At 53.1% G+C, this 16,897-nt stretch carries 13 protein-coding genes; all 13 read left to right on the forward strand.

All coding sequences use genetic code 11. The features are described from left to right. Positions 1-184 precede the first annotated feature (184 nt). The 13 genes from MKX63_RS13725 to MKX63_RS13785 all read left to right on the forward strand — a co-directional run bounded on the left by MKX63_RS13725 (position 185) and on the right by MKX63_RS13785 (position 16,887). Positions 185-1,066 carry a carbohydrate ABC transporter permease gene (locus MKX63_RS13725; RefSeq protein ID WP_341017703.1) on the forward strand — a complete coding sequence of 294 codons (882 nt, stop codon included), beginning with the start codon at positions 185-187 and terminating at the stop codon, positions 1,064-1,066. After that, entirely contained in the window at positions 1,066-1,893 is an 828-nt protein-coding gene (locus tag MKX63_RS13730; protein WP_341017704.1) for a carbohydrate ABC transporter permease, read from the forward strand. Before MKX63_RS13725 ends, MKX63_RS13730 begins: the two co-directional genes overlap by 1 nt. Positions 1,894-2,001: 108 nt before the next feature. Beyond that, positions 2,002-2,991: a LacI family DNA-binding transcriptional regulator gene (locus tag MKX63_RS13735; protein ID WP_341017706.1), complete on the forward strand. Its 990-nt coding sequence runs from the start codon at positions 2,002-2,004 to the stop codon at positions 2,989-2,991. Between the two features lie 377 nt (positions 2,992-3,368). After that, positions 3,369-4,586: an IS110 family transposase gene (locus MKX63_RS13740; protein ID WP_341018523.1), complete on the forward strand. Its 1,218-nt coding sequence runs from the start codon at positions 3,369-3,371 to the stop codon at positions 4,584-4,586. 651 nt (positions 4,587-5,237) lie between these two features. Beyond that, positions 5,238-6,212, forward strand: a complete 975-nt coding sequence (locus MKX63_RS13745; RefSeq protein ID WP_341017707.1) for a LacI family DNA-binding transcriptional regulator — start codon at positions 5,238-5,240, stop codon at positions 6,210-6,212. A gap of 49 nt (positions 6,213-6,261) precedes the next feature. Beyond that, entirely contained in the window at positions 6,262-7,194 is a 933-nt protein-coding gene (locus tag MKX63_RS13750) for an alpha/beta hydrolase (protein WP_341017708.1), read from the forward strand. 97 nt (positions 7,195-7,291) lie between these two features. Continuing rightward, the gene (locus MKX63_RS13755; protein ID WP_341017710.1) at positions 7,292-8,248 is read left to right on the forward strand and encodes a carbohydrate kinase family protein; all 957 of its coding nucleotides are present in this window, start codon (positions 7,292-7,294) and stop codon (positions 8,246-8,248) included. A gap of 13 nt (positions 8,249-8,261) precedes the next feature. Then, a complete protein-coding gene (gene gtfA, locus MKX63_RS13760) occupies positions 8,262-9,728 on the forward strand; it encodes a sucrose phosphorylase (RefSeq protein ID WP_341017712.1) in 1,467 nt (488 codons plus the stop codon). A gap of 26 nt (positions 9,729-9,754) precedes the next feature. Further along, positions 9,755-10,555 carry an alpha/beta hydrolase gene (locus MKX63_RS13765; protein WP_341017713.1) on the forward strand — a complete coding sequence of 267 codons (801 nt, stop codon included), beginning with the start codon at positions 9,755-9,757 and terminating at the stop codon, positions 10,553-10,555. 155 nt (positions 10,556-10,710) lie between these two features. Beyond that, positions 10,711-12,429: a sensor histidine kinase gene (locus MKX63_RS13770; protein ID WP_341017714.1), complete on the forward strand. Its 1,719-nt coding sequence runs from the start codon at positions 10,711-10,713 to the stop codon at positions 12,427-12,429. A 1-nt stretch (position 12,430) separates the two neighbouring features. Further along, the gene (locus tag MKX63_RS13775; protein WP_341017715.1) at positions 12,431-14,026 is read left to right on the forward strand and encodes a helix-turn-helix domain-containing protein; all 1,596 of its coding nucleotides are present in this window, start codon (positions 12,431-12,433) and stop codon (positions 14,024-14,026) included. 319 nt (positions 14,027-14,345) lie between these two features. Beyond that, positions 14,346-15,887, forward strand: coding sequence for an ABC transporter substrate-binding protein (locus tag MKX63_RS13780; protein ID WP_341017717.1), 1,542 nt, complete (start codon positions 14,346-14,348; stop codon positions 15,885-15,887). Between the two features lie 70 nt (positions 15,888-15,957). After that, complete coding sequence (locus tag MKX63_RS13785) at positions 15,958-16,887, forward strand: ABC transporter permease (RefSeq protein ID WP_341017718.1); 930 nt, start codon at positions 15,958-15,960, stop codon at positions 16,885-16,887. Positions 16,888-16,897 lie beyond the last annotated feature (10 nt).

Genomic DNA, 16,897 nt, shown 5'->3' on the forward strand with positions numbered 1-16,897 from the left:
TGGAACTGAAGGAGCGATAGCGACCGCCTTTGTCTGCGGATTTCAACCGTTAAAAACGGTATGAAAATCAAGAAATCTGCAGACAACAGCGGCCGGAAGTCCAAAACTTCTCTGGAGTCGCGGCTAATCCCAAAACATAAAAAATTCTCCAGTTCAGCCTGTTAAGAGGAAAGGGGGCAGCACTATGAACAAAAAGCTATCACTGAAGAATGCGGGGACGTTTCTGGTCTTCGGAGGTCCCTCTATCTTCGCTTTTGCCGCCGTTGTGATCATACCGTTCATCGTCGGCTTATATTTGACCTTCACGAACTGGGATGTCCGTACAGGCGACAGCAGCCTGATCGGCTTCACGAATTATCTGGAGGTGTTCAGGGACAAGGTGTTCCTTCAGCAGCTGTGGTTCACCCTGAAGTATGTTTTCTTCACCGTGGTGATTGCCAATGTGTTCGCCTTCTTCATCGCGCTTGCCCTGACGAGAGGCGGGAGAGGCGAGCAATGGCTGCGCACAGGCTTCTTCACACCCAATCTGGTCGGCGGGATCGTACTCGGCTACCTGTGGCAGACGCTTTTCTCACAAGTGCTGCCTTACCTTGGCGCTAAATACGGCTGGGAGCTGTTTCAGACCTCATGGCTGACGAATACGGGAACGGCATTCTGGGCGCTGATTATTGCGACCGCCTGGCAGCTGGTCGGGTATCTGATGATCATTTATATCGCGGGCTTCACAGGCGTTCCGAATGATGTGCTGGAGGCGGCAAACATCGACGGGGCAGGGCGGACTTCGGTAATCCGCAGAATTATTCTGCCGCTGACGGTTCCTGCGATCGTCATCTGTATTTTCATCTCCCTGTCCCGGTCCTTCTTAACGTATGACATCAACCTGGCCTTAACGAAGGGCGGACCGTTCAATTCAACGGAGCTGGCCACCTACCATATCGTGCAAAAAGCCTTCCTGTCCAATCAATACGGTGTCGGCCAGGCAGAGGCAGTCGTTCTGTTCGCTGTCGTAGCGATTATCGCGTTAACGCAATCCTATCTGCTGAAGAAGCTGGAGGTGGAATCTTAATGAATGCTAACCGGCGCATCCTCTCGGGCCTGCGGACAGGATTCCTGTACCTGCTGCTGTTCGCTTTTTTAACACCGTTCCTGCTGATTATTATGAACTCCTTCAAGACCACCCAGCAATTCTTCGAGAGCCCGCTGTCCCTGCCGACAACGATTAATTTCAAGAACTATGCGAGCGCATTTGACAATATGGACTTTATGCAGGGGTTCATGAACTCGCTGATCATTACGGGGATTTCCGTAACGATCATTATTATTTTCTCGGCGATGACCGGGTACTTGTTCGTGCGCTACAAATGGAAGGTGAATTCCATCTTCTTCTTCCTCATGCTGGCCTCCATGGCTCTGCCTTTCCAGGTGCTGATGATTCCTATGGTCATGCTGTACGGGAATATGGGGCTGCTGAATACCAAGCTAACGCTGCTGTTCATGTATCTCGGCTTCGGGGTGCCGTTTGGTGTGTTCACGTTCCACGGCTTTATCAAAGGGATTCCATATGAGCTGGAAGAATCGGCGTTTATCGAAGGGAGCACCACGCTGCGGACGTTTTTCAGTATTGTGCTGCCCTTGCTGAAGCCGGTATTCGTCACCCTGCTGGTGCTCGATGTGCTCTGGATCTGGAATGACTATCTTCTGCCCAGTCTCGTGCTGCTGTCGCCGGATCAGAAGACCCTGCCGCTGTCCACGTATACCTTCTTCTCCTCCTATTCTGTGGACTATGCGCCGCTGATGGCCGGGCTGATTATGACAATTATTCCTGTGCTGATCATCTATCTGTTCCTGCAAAAACAGATCATCAAGGGGATCACGGAAGGTGCGCTGAAATAAGGGGAAATGGGGAAGTCCAAATGTTCACCGTAGCGACGATTACGCTTCAATAGCTGAAATCCATGCGAAATTCCTCTATAATTGGAACTAAAAAGCAAGGTGGTTCCTATGGCGAATCTGAAAGACGTCGCAAAGCAGGCAGGACTTTCTGTGAATACAGTGTCCAGAGTCCTTAACAATAGAGGGTATATCAGTGACAAGACGAAGGAGAAGGTCTACCGGGTGATGAAGGAAATGAATTATCAGCCGAATGAAATGGCCCGGGCCCTGTTCCGCAAAAAATCCAATATGATCGGGCTGATCATCCCGGCGATTTCCCATCCTTTTTTTGCCGAGCTGACCGCCTATCTCGAATATTATGCAGACCTTAAGGGCTACAAGCTGCTGCTCTGCAATTCCAACCGCAACGTCTCCAAGGAAGTAGATTATATCGAGATGCTCAAAAAAAACCAGGTCGATGCCATCATCATGGGCAGTGCCGTGCTGGATGTGCAGCATTATCTGCATCTCGGTCTGCCGATTGTCTCCTTCGACCGTGTAATCTCGGAGGACATCCCGGTGGTCACCTCGGATAATCTGGAGGGCGGACGGCTGGCTGCCCGGTTATTAACCGGCAAGGGCTGCCGGCACACGGTCTATATCCAGCGGGGGATCGATGGTCCCCAGCATCACTTCATGCTGGCCGGTCTGAGAAGGCAGGGGTACGAAGAGGAGATGAAGCGCGCCGGACTTGCGCCGCTGTACTTGCAGCTGGAGGTTGAAGAGGGGAGCTATACCGGAGGGGACACCGCCATTGCCGCCTACCTCCAGGAGCATCCTGAGATCGACGGCGTGTTTGCCAGCAGTGATGTGATTGCCGCCGAGGTCATTCATGCCTGCAACCTGCTGAACAAGGAGATTCCTTCCGCGATGCGCATTGTGGGCTATGATGATGTGCAGCTCGCCTCCATGATCTCACCGCGCTTAAGCACGGTCCGGCAGCCGATTCAGCAGATGAGCGAAGCCATTATGGAGCTGGCGGTTCAGCAGATCGAGGGCCAGGCGGTGGCGATGACCAATACGTTCCCGGTAACGGCTGTGGAACGCGGCACGACCTGATACGCCGGACTGGCACCCTCCTGCCAGCATATGCCCTAATAGAGTATCAGATTAATATAGTGGAACAGGCAGGATGAGACAAATGTATGCGAAAAACAGGCATGACAAGACAGAGACCTTGTCACCCCCAGGAATGAAAATAAGTGGGTGGCATCCGTCGCATCCATTCTAAAAGAGGCTGTAGTCGTCAACACTACATATACAAATCAAAGGGCGGAAACGGTTACTGGGATACACCCCGTGCGAAAAACTGTTCTATTGCGCTTTTCGAGCATCGCCTATTGTAGCCCCCAAAAGTACGTGTATTAAATTACACTCACTCGAGCGCATGATTTGTAAGCTGACGATGGAGGATGATTGGAATGGATGCTGTACGTATGTGTTGCGCCGGTCTGGACGTGCACCAGGAAACCGTTGTGGCCTGCGTGTTGAAAGGACCGATCGAACAGAAACCCCAATGTCACCTGAAAACCTTTGGGACGACAACCAAAGAATTGCTAGGCCTGCAAGATTGGCTGAGTGAACAAGGCTGTCGGGAGGTGGTGATGGAGAGTACGGGCGTGTTATGGAAACCGGTATGGAACATCTTAGAGGGCAGTTGTGATCTGGTCTTGGCCAACGCCCAGCGGGTAAAGAATACGCCGGGTCGAAAAAGTGACATGCAAGATGCGCGCTGGTTAGCGCAATTGCACCGTTGCGGGCTCATTGAAGGCAGTATGGTGCCCGAACAAGACATCCGGGATTTGCGAGACTTGACCCGTTACCGGAGTAAGATGGTGCAGGCGGTGACGGCGGAGAAAAACCGCATTCACAAAATCCTGCAGGATGCCAACATTAAGCTAACCACCTTTATGTCCGATCTATATGGGGTTTCGGGACGGGGCCTGCTCCAGAAGATCATGGACGGCGAGGTCATCGACGAAGGGACCGTTAAAAACCTGGTCAAAACCCGTTTGAAAAAGAAAGTTCCGCAGTTGCTAGACGCGCTCAATGGCAAGTTGCGCCGTCATCACCGCGAGATGATTCGAGACCACTGGGACCACTTGGTCTATTTGGAGAAAAGGATCACGGAGCTGGAAGCTCGAATCGAGGCGAAGGCAGAACCGTACCTGGAGGTGATTGAACAAATTGACTCCATTCCAGGAATTGAGCGGACGTCTGCCGTGACCATCTTTGCCGAAGTGGGGCCGCATGTCGCGGAAATGTTCCCGAGTGATGCGCAGTTTGCATCATGGGCGGGGGTGTGTCCAGGGAACAACGAAAGCGCGGGAAAGCGAAGAAAGTCAAAAACGATGCAAGGGAACAAGCATCTGAAAGGGGCCTTGTGTCAGGCGGCTTGGGCGAACTCTCGCTCCTCGAACCGGATCGGCCAATTTTTTCGACGAATACGTAAGAGAAGAGGCGATAAAAAAGCAAACGTCGCCACCGCGCATTTGCTGATTCGAATCCTCCATGCCCTGATGCGGGAGAAGAGGTCATACCAAGAAATAGACGTCTCACTAGGCGATGAGACGTCCAAGAAAAACACGTTAGATAGGTACGTGAACTATATCCAGCAGTTAGGATATAGCGTGCAATTAAATCCTATCCAATAGTCTTCCCTTTTTCAAAAAAAACGAAACGTTTTTTTGGGGCGGTGGGTCTTTTTTTGTCAAAACCCGTTCTGCTGCGCATTTTCCGGTACTTTTATTTTCGTATTAAACCGAACACATTTGCCGCTGCGAGGGTACACGGGCCAAATGTATGCGAAAAACCGAATACAATAGTAGGTGGTTTCGTCTTGCTGATCCAATCCAGCATTTAAATCTGACGCTGCCCTATTAGAGCATCAGAGTTAGCATCGTGAGTATTCGCGCAAGAGTAATTCGGATGCTGTAGGCGCTGGAACGGTAGCAAATGTAGTTTGTACAATAGAATGCTGCAAAAAAGGCTTTAAAATAGAATCTATTGTACTCCGTACAATTGAATGTTGGAAAAAGGCCCATTTTCTCCCGAAAAACGATATTCCAATGTATGAAATACAATAGAATCTCATTTTACGGTCAGCTATGCGTTTTCTGTTGCAGGAAATACAATTACCCACTTGAATTTAGGAGTAGGAGTAGGAGTAGGAGTAGGAGTAGGAGTAGGCCCTCGATGTTCATTATAGTTTTCAAGCTGATGCTGCCCTATTATTTCAACCGGTTAACATAAAGCCTTGCCCTGTTCCGCTGAACAGGATGGCTGACCCGGGTCAGGAGGTACGGATGGCTGTAACCATCAAAGATGTTGCCGAGAAGGTCGGCGTCTCCGTCACTACCGTCTCCCGTGTGCTTAATAACCGGGGATACCTCAGTGAGAGTCTGAAGCAAAAGGTGAACGATGCTATGGAGGAGCTGAATTACCATCCGAGTGAGGTGGCACGCTCCTTGCTGCGCAAGAAGTCCAATATAATCGGCCTGATTCTGCCGGATATCTCCCATCCGTTCTTCGGGGAGGTAACCAAGCATATTGAGGCCTATGCCTATGAACAAGGCTATAAGCTTATGCTGTGCAATTCCCTGCATCACAAGAAAAAAGAGAAAGAGTATATCGATCTGCTGCGGGCCAGCCGGGTTGACGGCATTATCATGGGCAGCCATACGATGAGCGTGAACGATTACAAGTCGATCAACCTGCCGCTGGTGTCGCTGGACCGGCAGATCTCTAAGTCAATACCGTTCATTGCCTCTGATAACTATCAGGGGGGAGTGCTGGCGACCCGGCTGCTGCTGCGCAAAAAATGCCGGAGCATCGCCTATCTCAGCGGGAATCTGCGCCTGAGTCTGCTGGCCAAGCAAAGGCATGACGCCTTCCTGGAGCAGGTCAGTGGACAAGAGGTTGAATATACTGTCCGGCAAACCGATCTTAACGGATTCAAGTATAAGGATTACGAGAAGCTGGTTAGCAGTCTTTTCGAGGAACGCCCTGAGCTGGACGGTGTATTCGCGAGCAGCGATATGCTGGCGCTGCAGGTGCTGAAGCAATGCAGAAGGCTGGGCAGAGCTGTGCCCGGTCAAGTCAAGGTCGTAGGCTATGACGGAATTGCCGCCATGGATGCGGAGGATCTGACTACCATCGTACAGCCGATTAAAAAGATGGGTGAGCTGGCTGTTCAATATCTGCTTCAGCAGATTGCCGGCGAGCCGGTCCCGCTGGAGACCATTCTTCCCGTCCGGTTAGCGGAGAAGGGAACCACATGATGAACGTACACAGGATTCATTCACTACGAACGATATGGAGGAACAATACATGGATTTCATTCACCGCGTAGCCCCGGAATTAAGGGAAGGGATCGCTGGCCTGCCGCCGCTGCATTTGCCGGGGGATCTGGCCGCAGCCCGGAATATGGCCCCGCTGCCTGCTGAACCGTCGGACCGCGTCCGCATTACGGAGCGGGTCCTGATTGCCGGTTCCGGGCCGGTGCGGATCAGAATCTATGAACCGGCGAAGCGGAGTAAGCATAAGCTGCCTGCCTTGCTGTGGACTCATGGTGGGGGTTATATTCTGGGCCAGCCTAGCGGCGATGATGCGTTATGCGAGAGCTTTGTTATAGCGGCCAACTGTGTTGTCGTGTCGCCCGATTACCGCCTTGCCCCGGAGCATCCGTATCCGGCAGCGGTGGAAGACAGCTTCGCGGCATTAGTGTGGCTTGCAGATCCGGGGAATGATCTCCAGATTGACGGGGCCAGGATTGCCGTAGGTGGCGCCAGTGCAGGCGGCGGTCTGGCGGCGGCCCTGGCCCTGATGGCTAGAGATAAGGGCGGCCCTGCCCTCTGCTTCCAGCTTCCGCTGTACCCGATGCTGGATGACCGCAACATTACACCTTCCAGCTATGAGGTGACGCATCCTGCGGTGTGGAACCGGGCCAACAATCTGGCAGCGTGGGAGATGTACCTGGGCGGCCCTGCGGGAGGCGCAGACACCTCCCCGTATGCGGCACCCGGCCGTGCGGATCAGTTGGCGGGGCTTCCGCCCGCCTATACCTGCGTCGGACAGCTCGACCCGTTCCGGGATGAGACGATTGACTATGTGGCCCGGCTGGCACAGGCCGGTGTAGAAGTGGAATTTCATCTCTACCCGGGGGGCTATCATGGCTTCGAGCATGTCGTTCCTGCAGCCGAGGTCGCCCGCAGAGCCAGAGAAGGCTATATCCATGCCTTAGCAAGAGCCTTGAACTCTTAAATTGTAAAAAGAGGACGGGTTTTTGAAAGTATTGCGTACTCAGAAACCATAGAATGAATAGGACGCAAGGATATTGGAGTGCCAAGGGGGAGTACGGGTGTTTAGACTCGGAGAGACAATACGGTTTGAAGAACAGGCGAACGATGTGTTAACAGTGGGCGAGCTGCTCGTGGATATGATCTCCAATGAGTATGGCGAGGACACGGTATGTGATGGATATACCCGTTATTTTGGCGGATCGCCTTCGAATATTGCCATTAATGCAGGGAAGCTGGGCATCCGGTCGCATGTGGCTTCGGCGGTGGGCAGGGATAGCCTGGGCAACTTTCTGATGAACCGGCTGCAGAGCGCCGGAATGGCGACAAGCGGCATCCAGCAGGTCGATGATTCTACCAGTATGGTGGTGATTACGAAGAGTCAGGCTACACCGGTTCCAATCTTTTACCGTGCGGCGGATTACCGGCTGGAGTACAATGAGGCACTGGAGCAAGCCTTGATTCAATCCAGCATTGTCCACTTCTCGTGCTGGCCGATCTCAAGGAACCCGTCCCGTAGGGCGGTAGAGCGGGTGATCGAGACGGCGAGGAAGCATAAGGTGCTGATCGGCTTCGACCCCAACTATCATCCCTCGATTTGGCAGAAGGGGGAGGACGGCGTAGCCTATGTCAAAAGCATCATCCCGCAGGTGGATATCATCAAGCCTTCCGAGGATGACGCCGAGCGTCTGTTCGGACCCGGCACGCCGGAGGAGCAGATCGCCAGATTCCTTGCGCTTGGCGCGAAGCTGGTCATTCTGACGCTGGGCAAGGACGGGGCACTCGTCTCCACCGGCAGCGAAACGATATCGTTTGCCACCAAGGCTACGCAGATTGAAGATACGACTGGAGCAGGGGATGCCTTCTGGTCCGGATTCTATACAGCTATGATCAAAGGGTATACGCTCACAGAGGCGCTGGAGCTTGGATTTGCTGTCAGCGCATACAAACTGAAATTCACGGGTGCGGTAGTCGATCTGCCTGCGCTTGAAGTCATTAAGCAACTATTCAACCTGTAGGAGGCTTCTTAAGATGACACTGAAGAATCAAGTACAGTTAATTACCTATCCCGATTCGCTGGGGGGAGACCTGAAGCAGCTGCATCAGGTGCTCCAAGGTCCCTTCGCCGGACTGTTTGCCGGGGGGATTCATATCCTTCCGCCCTTTCCTTCTTCGGGGGACCGCGGCTTTGCGCCGCTGACGTATCTGGAGATCGAGCCCGAATTCGGCACCTGGGAGGACATCCGCAGCCTTGGGGAAGAATTCGATGTGCTGGTGGATCTGATGGTCAATCATATCTCCAGGCAATCGCCGTATTTCCAGGACTTCCTGGAGCATGGCCGGTCTTCTGAATATGCGGATCTGTTCATTACTTTGGACAAAATCTGGAAGAATGGGGAGCCTGTGCGTGCGGATATCGGGAAGATGTTCCTGCGGCGGCCGCTGCCGTATTCTACCTTCACAACCTCCGGAGGGGAGGAAGAGAAGGTCTGGACCACTTTTGGCAAAACCGATCCTTCCGAACAGATTGATCTGGATATCCATTCTCCGCTTACCCGCGACCTGCTGCGGCAGTTCTTCCTGAACTTCAAAGAGCAGAAGGTCAAGATCGTCAGGCTGGATGCAGTCGGGTACGTGATTAAGAAGCTGGGCACCAGTTGTTTCTATGTGGAGCCGGAAATTTATGAATTCCTGGATTGGATCAAGGAGATGGCTGATTCGCTGGACATAGAGCTGCTGCCGGAGGTTCATGCTCACCACAGTATCCAGACCAAGCTATCGGAATACGGCTGCTGGATCTATGATTTCATTCTGCCTTACCGCGTGCTTGAGGCGCTTACTAGCAGATCCAATACGGCGCTGTACGACTATCTGCGGACCCGCCCGCATCAGCAGTTCACGATGCTGGACTGTCATGACGGTGTTCCGGTGAAGCCGGATCTGGATGGTCTGATCGATACGAAGGAAGCGCGGGAGCTGGTGGATCTCTGCGTAGAGCGCGGGGCGAACCTAAGCCTGATTCTGTCCGAGGAGCATAAAGCGCCGGATGGCTTCGATGTCCATCAGATCCGCTGCACGTATTACAGTGCACTGAACGAGGATGACGATGCGTATCTGGCAGCCAGAGCGATTCAATTCTTCGCGCCGGGTATTCCGCAGGTCTATTATGTAGGCTTGCTGGCTGGACGCAATGATCTGGAGCAGGTCGCCCTGACGGGAGAAGGCCGGGAGATTAACCGCCATAACTATACGCTGGAGGAGATTGAAGCCGAATCACAGCGCGAGGTTGTGCAGCGGCTGATGAAGCTGATCCGCTTCCGCAATGAGTATAGCGCCTTCAATGGAACCTTCCGGTTGCTGGAGGCAGAGGCGGATGAAATCAGTCTGATGTGGGAGCAAGGAACAGCATATTGCCGGCTGCATATTAACCTGCAGAATTATAAGACTGTTATCGAATATATAGATCAGCAGGGACAAGAAGCGGTATACTGGGTCTGATTCGAATTCGTTAAGGGGGAATGATGATGGCTACAATGCAAATCAGCCTGTTCTCGGCAAGTCTGAAGCGGGAGGTCACGATCCAGGCCATATTGCCGGTGGATCTGCCGGAGGGCTGGGGATTACCTGCCTGGTCGGGGCAGCCTTTGAAATCGCTCTATCTGCTGCACGGCTTCTCCGGCAGCCAGAACGACTGGCTGAACTTCTCCAGGATCAGGGAGCTGGCGGACAGGCATCAGGTGGCAGTATTCATGCCGGCCGGAGAGAACCGCTTCTATGTCAATGATGAGCTTAGGGAAGAATATTACGGTGAGTATATCGGCAGGGAGCTGGTAGACTTCACCCGCAAGCTGTTCCCGCTATCAGCAGCCAGAGAGGATACCTGGATCGGCGGCTTATCGATGGGCGGCTACGGTGCGATCCGCAACGGCCTGAAATACGCCGAGCGCTTCGGCCGGATTATTGCCTTATCCTCGGCCTTAATTCCGTATAGAGTAGCCAATATTGCCCCAGACTATAAAGACGGAATTGCCAGTTATTCCTACTATGCCAGCGTCTTCGGCGATCTGAGCAAGCTGCTTGGCAGCGACAAGGACCCCGAGCAGCTGGTGCGTGATGTGAAGGCGCAGGGACTTGCCCTGCCGGAGCTGTACATGGCCTGCGGAACCGAGGATATGCTGCTGGATGTGAACCGCCGGTTCCATCAGTTCCTGGAAAGCGAGCAGGCTGCCCATTACTATGTAGAGGGCCAAGGCGACCATAACTGGATGTACTGGGATAAGCATATTGAAGCTGCTTTAAGCTGGGCGGCTGCTCCTGTGAGCTGAATAATAATTGGGAAAAGTGGCGAGTCACGGCTATCCCAATGCGAATCATGTTCACGTAATCAACAGCAAATTGCATACTTATACGCCCCTGGGTCTGGCCTAAGAAGGTATCGGCTCAGGGGCGTGCTGAATTCCGGGGAAAGGAAGAGGCAGGGATGATCCGAACCAACAGTATCGTGTTCAAATTTTCGTTGCAGATGACAGTGATTCTTGCGATCCTGCTGTCCATCCTTGTTCTGAGTAACATCTACTCCCTGGAGGTGGTGCGGAGCAATGCACTGACCAGCTCACGTAATACTCTGGCCCTCTATCAGGCCAACATTCATAATAACTTCAACAATTTCTCCAAGGACCTCATAGAGGTATTCGACCATAACATCGATGCTGCGGTGAATTCGGCGGGGATGGATGAGAACAGCCGGTATTTCAGGGTCCAGCAGCTCAAGAATAGCCTTCAAGCCAAAATGGCAGGCGATAATTCAAGCGACGGCCTGTTCATCAGGCTCTCGGATGAGCTGGTGCTGGAGCAGTTCAACCGCCGGATTCAATCGGAGGATAAGCTGGCTCTGGTGGATTTTATCAATATGCATACATTCAGTACGGCTCCGGCAGAAAACAGCGGGGAATGGAAGGTCTTCCAGATCCGCGGCGAGTCCTACTTGTTCAAATATATTTCGTATTCAGGGGTCAGCTTCGGAACGCTGGTGAAAGCGGACACGCTGCTGGCAATGGTCGACAGGGGTGGGAATGATCAGAACCGGTATGTGCTCAGTGATTCGAAGGGAACTATACTGGCAGCGAGTAATATCTCTCTGCAGGAAGGAGAGACGACGCTTGATAGCTTAAGCAGGCAGTATAAGCGGGATTCCCTGATTGTATCGGAACCGATCGGCGAGTTCGGGCAGATGACCCAAATGGTTGCCAAAGGCAGCTTGTTCTCGGGCTTGAAGCTGATTCAGTGGGGGATCGCCCTGCTGGCGGTGCTCTCGGTCATCGTGGTGCCGCTGGTGCTGAGATTCCTGACGAGGGATGTACTGAGGCCGATTCTGGAGCTGGTGAAGGCGGCGAAGGCGGTTGAGCAGGGGCAGCTGGAATACCAGATTCCGCAGAATACCCCTTACTCTCTGGAATTCCTGAAGCTGTTCCATGCGCTGGAGTCCATGGTCAGTGAGATCAAGGATCTGAAGATCCAGTCCTATGAAGAACAGATCGAGATCAGCCGCGCCGAGATCAAGTATCTGCAGATGCAGATCCGGCCCCATTTTTTCCTGAATGCGATCTCAACGATCACCAGCCTAACCTATCAGAATAAAAACGAGGAGATCCGCACGCTGATCCACTGCCTCTCCGAGCATCTCCGGTATATGTTCAGAGGGGGGCTGATGGAAGTGGCGATGGAGGAGGAGATCCGGCATACTGAGAATTATATCCGGATGCAGGAGATCCGTTATCCTGAGCAGATTTTTTTCATGATTGAGATCCAGGAGGAAGCCCGGCAGGTACCGGTTCCGCAGTTCATGATTCAGACCTTTGTGGAGAATACGTTCAAGCATGCTATGTTCGTTCAGGAACTGCTGTCTATCTTCATCAGAGTGCGGATGGAGCAGCGGGATGATAGTTCATTTGTCAGTATTGTCATTGAAGATAACGGGGCAGGCTTCGCTTCTGAATGGCTGGATCAGCCGGAACGCGAAGAGGCAGGGGAGAACGGAGGCAGAGTGGGAATTGCCAATATCCGTAAGACTCTCAGACTGCTCTATAAACGGGAGGATCTGCTGAAGCTGTCCAACAACCAGTCGTCAGGTGCCAGGGTTGAGCTGTGGATTCCTGTGAAGCCAACGGAATGGAGCCAGCCCGGCTTAGAGGGAGGATAATATGCGTTGTATGCTGATTGACGATGATATTCCTACAATTGAAGCGCTGCGCGGCATTGTGAATTGGGAGGAATACGGAATTACGGAAGTGCTGTCCGCTCATAATATACAGGATGCGAAGCAACTATTCGAGAACGGCGAGCCGGATCTGATTATTTGTGATATTGAAATGCCGCGCGGATCGGGCATTGATATGATCAAGTGGGCCAGAGACCGTCATTATGAAGGCGGATTTATCTTCCTGACCTGTCATGAGAGCTTCACCTTCGCCTCCAAGGCGATCTCGTATGACGCCGACTCGTATCTGGTCAAGCCGCTGGACAAGCAGGAGCTGGAGGCAGCGCTGCGTAAGTCAATGGATACGCTGAAGAACAAAATCATGTTAGGCGAATACAGCAAGCTCGGCCATGCATGGCTGAAGAACCAGGATCTGATAGAACGCAGCTTCTGGAGCGATGTGCTGACGGCGACGATCTCTCCCCGGCGTGAGCTGATCCAGAGTGAGGTGCAGAAGCGGGAGCTGTCCGTTCAGGTGCATGCGGAATATAGGCTGCTGCTGGTAAGTGTTCCCCGCTCCCAGATTGAACGGGAATGGGATGAGAGTATCTTCCATTATGCTCTCTCGAATCTGGTCTCGGAAATTCTCAGCAGCCGGGTGGGCTGCGGACGGATGATTGCCTATCAGGTGGATAAAGTATTCTACAATGCGATCATTGCCGAGAGTCCGGCGGATATGAAGGAGCTGGAGGCGGACGCCGGAGAGATCATCCGGCTGTCGAGGCAGTATCTGAAATGTACGGCTACCTGTTACTTTAGTGAGCCTGCGGCGATCTCCCGCCTGGCGCAGCTTAAGACGGAGCTGGAGCAGGCAGACGAGTCGAATATTATTTTCCGGGGCAAGCTGCATTTGCCGAATAAGCCCTTCCATGTGGATCTGACTGAGCGCTTCACCCTGGATACGGAGCTGTTCACGCTGCTGTTCGTCCAGAAGGAGAAGGCGCAGATTGTGAACCGGCTCAAGAAAGAACTGGAGCTGCTGACGAGTCTGAACAAGCTGGATGCGGCCACGCTTCATTCGATCCGCGAGGACCTGCTTCAGGTAGTGTATTCGCTGCTCGCGCGGCACCATATTCAGGCGCACCGCCTTTTCGAGGGCGAGCTCAGTCAGCAATTGGCCCAGGATGCCGAGAGCAGTGTGTTCGACTTCATGAGATGGGCACAGGCGCTGACGGACAAGACGGTGGATGCCATCAAGGAGGTGCTGCAGTCCGAAGGGGTGGTCGAGCGGGCCAAGCGGTTCATTCAGGAGCACTATACCCAGGATCTGAGCCGGGAGGATGTAGCAGCCAGCGTATATCTGACCGCCGATTATCTGGCCAAGGTGTTCAAGATCGGGACCGGCCAGACTGTGAAGGAGTACCTGAACGACTGCCGGATCAGAGCGGCGAAGCAGAGGCTGGTCGAGAGCACGGCGAGCATCGGGGAGATTGCCATGGATACCGGCTTCGATACCCTCTCCTATTTCTCCACCGTATTCAAAAAATGGACTGGCGAAACCCCGGCAGCCTACCGCTTGAGGCACAAATCCGCCTTATAGTCATGATAATGATGACCCTTATGCTTACGAAGCTCCGCTTCTCCTACCGGAGGCGGGGCTTCTTGCTGAGCAGGCAGGTATCTTGCCTAAGGTGTGCAGCATCCTGCTGATTGACTGACTGTTTTTCCACTTGTTTGTTTGCCAAGGCCGGGCGTTCTGCCGTCATCCCCCAGGGAGCTAATTAGCTAGGCAGAGCCGGGCATCCTCGCTACCCGCCCAGTGCGGTTTTTTATAAAAACAGCCCGTATTATTGAAAGACCGCCCCCCTCCAGGACCGCTACAATGAGAGTGTAAATACAGAACAGGAGGCATGATGATAATGAAGAACAAGGGGTTAGGTTCACTGCTGCTGTCCATGGTAATCTGCGGTTCGCTGCTCTCCGCCTGCGGCGGCAATTCCAATACATCGTCCAAGAATTCCGGGGATACGGAAGCTAAGGCCAAGGTGGCTGAGATTGTATTCGCGCTGCCCTCCTTCAACCGGATTCCCGATGATCTCAGCAAGGTAACGAATGCGATCAACGCCATCACAACGGAGAAGATCGGGGTGAAGGTGGACTTCCGTCTCTTCGGCCCGGCGGATTATGCCCAGAAGGTCAATCTTGCGCTTCAGAGCGGGGAGAAGATGGATGTCTTCACCACCCTCGGACAATTCTCCAACTATGTATCCAAGAGCCAGGTAGCTCCGCTAGAAGAGCTGCTTCCCGAACACGGCAAAGAGCTGACGGCCATTCTGGACAAGGATTTCGGGCCGGATATTCTCAAAACCACCACGATGGACGGACATATCTACGGCATTCCGGTGAATAAAGGGATGGCGCTGCCGACCAATATCATCTACAACGCGGATATGCTGGCAGAGGCGGGCGTAGCAGCAGACTCCATCCAATCGGTAGAGGATCTGCCTGCCGTGTTCGGTGCGGTGAAGCAGAAGCTGCCGGATGTGGTTCCCTTTGGCCCGATCAACGTGAATCCGACGGATACGGGACTTGTGAACTGGATGAAGGGGGCAAGCAAGGTGGATTATCTGACCGATACGACCGGGGTCGGCGTGGTGATCGGTGACAACGGCAAGGTCGTTAACTTCTACGAATCGGATGTCTTCAAGAACGGGATTCAGATGATGAGAGACTGGTTCGAGGCCGGATATTTGCAGAAGGATACCGCAACTACGACAATTACAGCCATGGAGATGGTGTCCTCCGGGCGCGGCTTCTCTTTCCTGGGCGGCTACAGCGGCATGGAGGTTGGCAAGCAGCTGAGTGCGCAGGTCGGCAAAAATATTGAGACGAAGCGCATCGCCCCATTTTATTTCGATACAAGCGCCGTGAACTCGGTAACCTGGATGGTCTCCAGCACTTCGAAGGAAACGGAGGCCGCTGTGAAGTTCCTGAACCTGCTCTACACGGATAAGGAGCTGATTAACACCATTCTCTTCGGAATCGAAGGGGAGGATTACCTCAAGGTAGATGAGCATCATGTGAAATTCCCTGAAGGCATGGACGCCAATACGGTGCCTTATACAGCCATGCTTAGCTCAGGGATCGTAGGCTCTGAATCGCTCCAGTATCAGCTGGAGGGAATTGACTGGTCGGATGTCGAGCTGAAGCTGAAGGAGAATAAGGATACCGCAAGATCGCCGTATTTCGGCTTCATCTTCGACCAGGGCCAAGTGAAGACGCAGATCAGTGCTGTGAATAACGTGGTCAGCCAGTTCCTGCCGGCACTCGTCAGCGGATCGGTGGACCCGGGGACCATCATTCCGAAATTCATCAGTGCGCTAAAGGATGCAGGTGCAGAGGCTATTATTGACAGCAAGCAGCAGCAATTGGATGCGTGGCTTGCCGCGCAACAGCAATAATTATTATATGAATGCGCTGTGGGCGGAGCAGTAACTGAGGCTCTGCCCCCGGCCATGGAGGTGAACCGGCATGACTGCCAGACGCAAGTCCCCATCCAAGCCGCTCAAAAAAACATTGCCGCTCCTCATACTCGCGGGCCCAGGCCTGCTGTATTTTCTTATTAACAGCTATTTCCCCATGTTCGGGGTGTTCATCGCCTTCAAGGATGTCAATTATGCGAAGGGCATCTTCGGCAGCGACTGGATCGGCTTCAAGAACTTCACCTTTCTCTTCCAGACCAGTGACGCCTGGATTATGACCCGCAACACGCTGCTGTACAATCTGGCCTTTATCGCGCTTGGAACTATAGTCTCCATTATCATTGCCATTCTGATGTCGGAGCTGCTGAATAAGCTGTATTCGAAGCTGTTCATGACCGGGCTGATTCTGCCGAACCTGATCTCGATGATCGTGCTTTCGCTGCTCGTCTTCGCTTTTCTGAATGCCGACAGCGGGTTCGTGAACCATTCGATTCTGCGTCCGCTGGGCATCCCGGAGATCAATTGGTATTCCGAAGCGAAGTACTGGCCTTACCTGCTGGTCCTTATACAGATCTGGAAGACGGCAGGCTACGGATCGATTGTTTATTTTGCCTCGATTGCCGGAATTGACAAGAGCATCTACGAGTCAGCCAAAATCGACGGTGCCGGGAAGCTGAAGCAGATCCGCATGATTACCCTGCCGCTGCTGAAGCCGACCATTATTGTGCTGGTGCTGATGTCGATGGGCCGGATTTTCAACTCTGACTTCGGCTTGTTCTATCAGGTGCCCATGAACTCCGGTGCGCTGTACAGCACTACCCAGACGATTGATACGTATGTCTACCGCGCCTTGATGCAGCTCAATGATATCGGAATGTCGGCTGCCGCCGGTCTGTATCAGTCGCTGGTCGGCTTTGCACTTGTGCTTACGGTCAATGCCATCGTCAAAAAGGTCAATCCAGAAAACGCATTGTTCTAGGAGGAAATTC

It is taken from the genome of Paenibacillus sp. FSL R7-0179 (assembly GCF_038002265.1).
In the GTDB taxonomy this organism is placed as follows: domain Bacteria; phylum Bacillota; class Bacilli; order Paenibacillales; family Paenibacillaceae; genus Paenibacillus_AQ.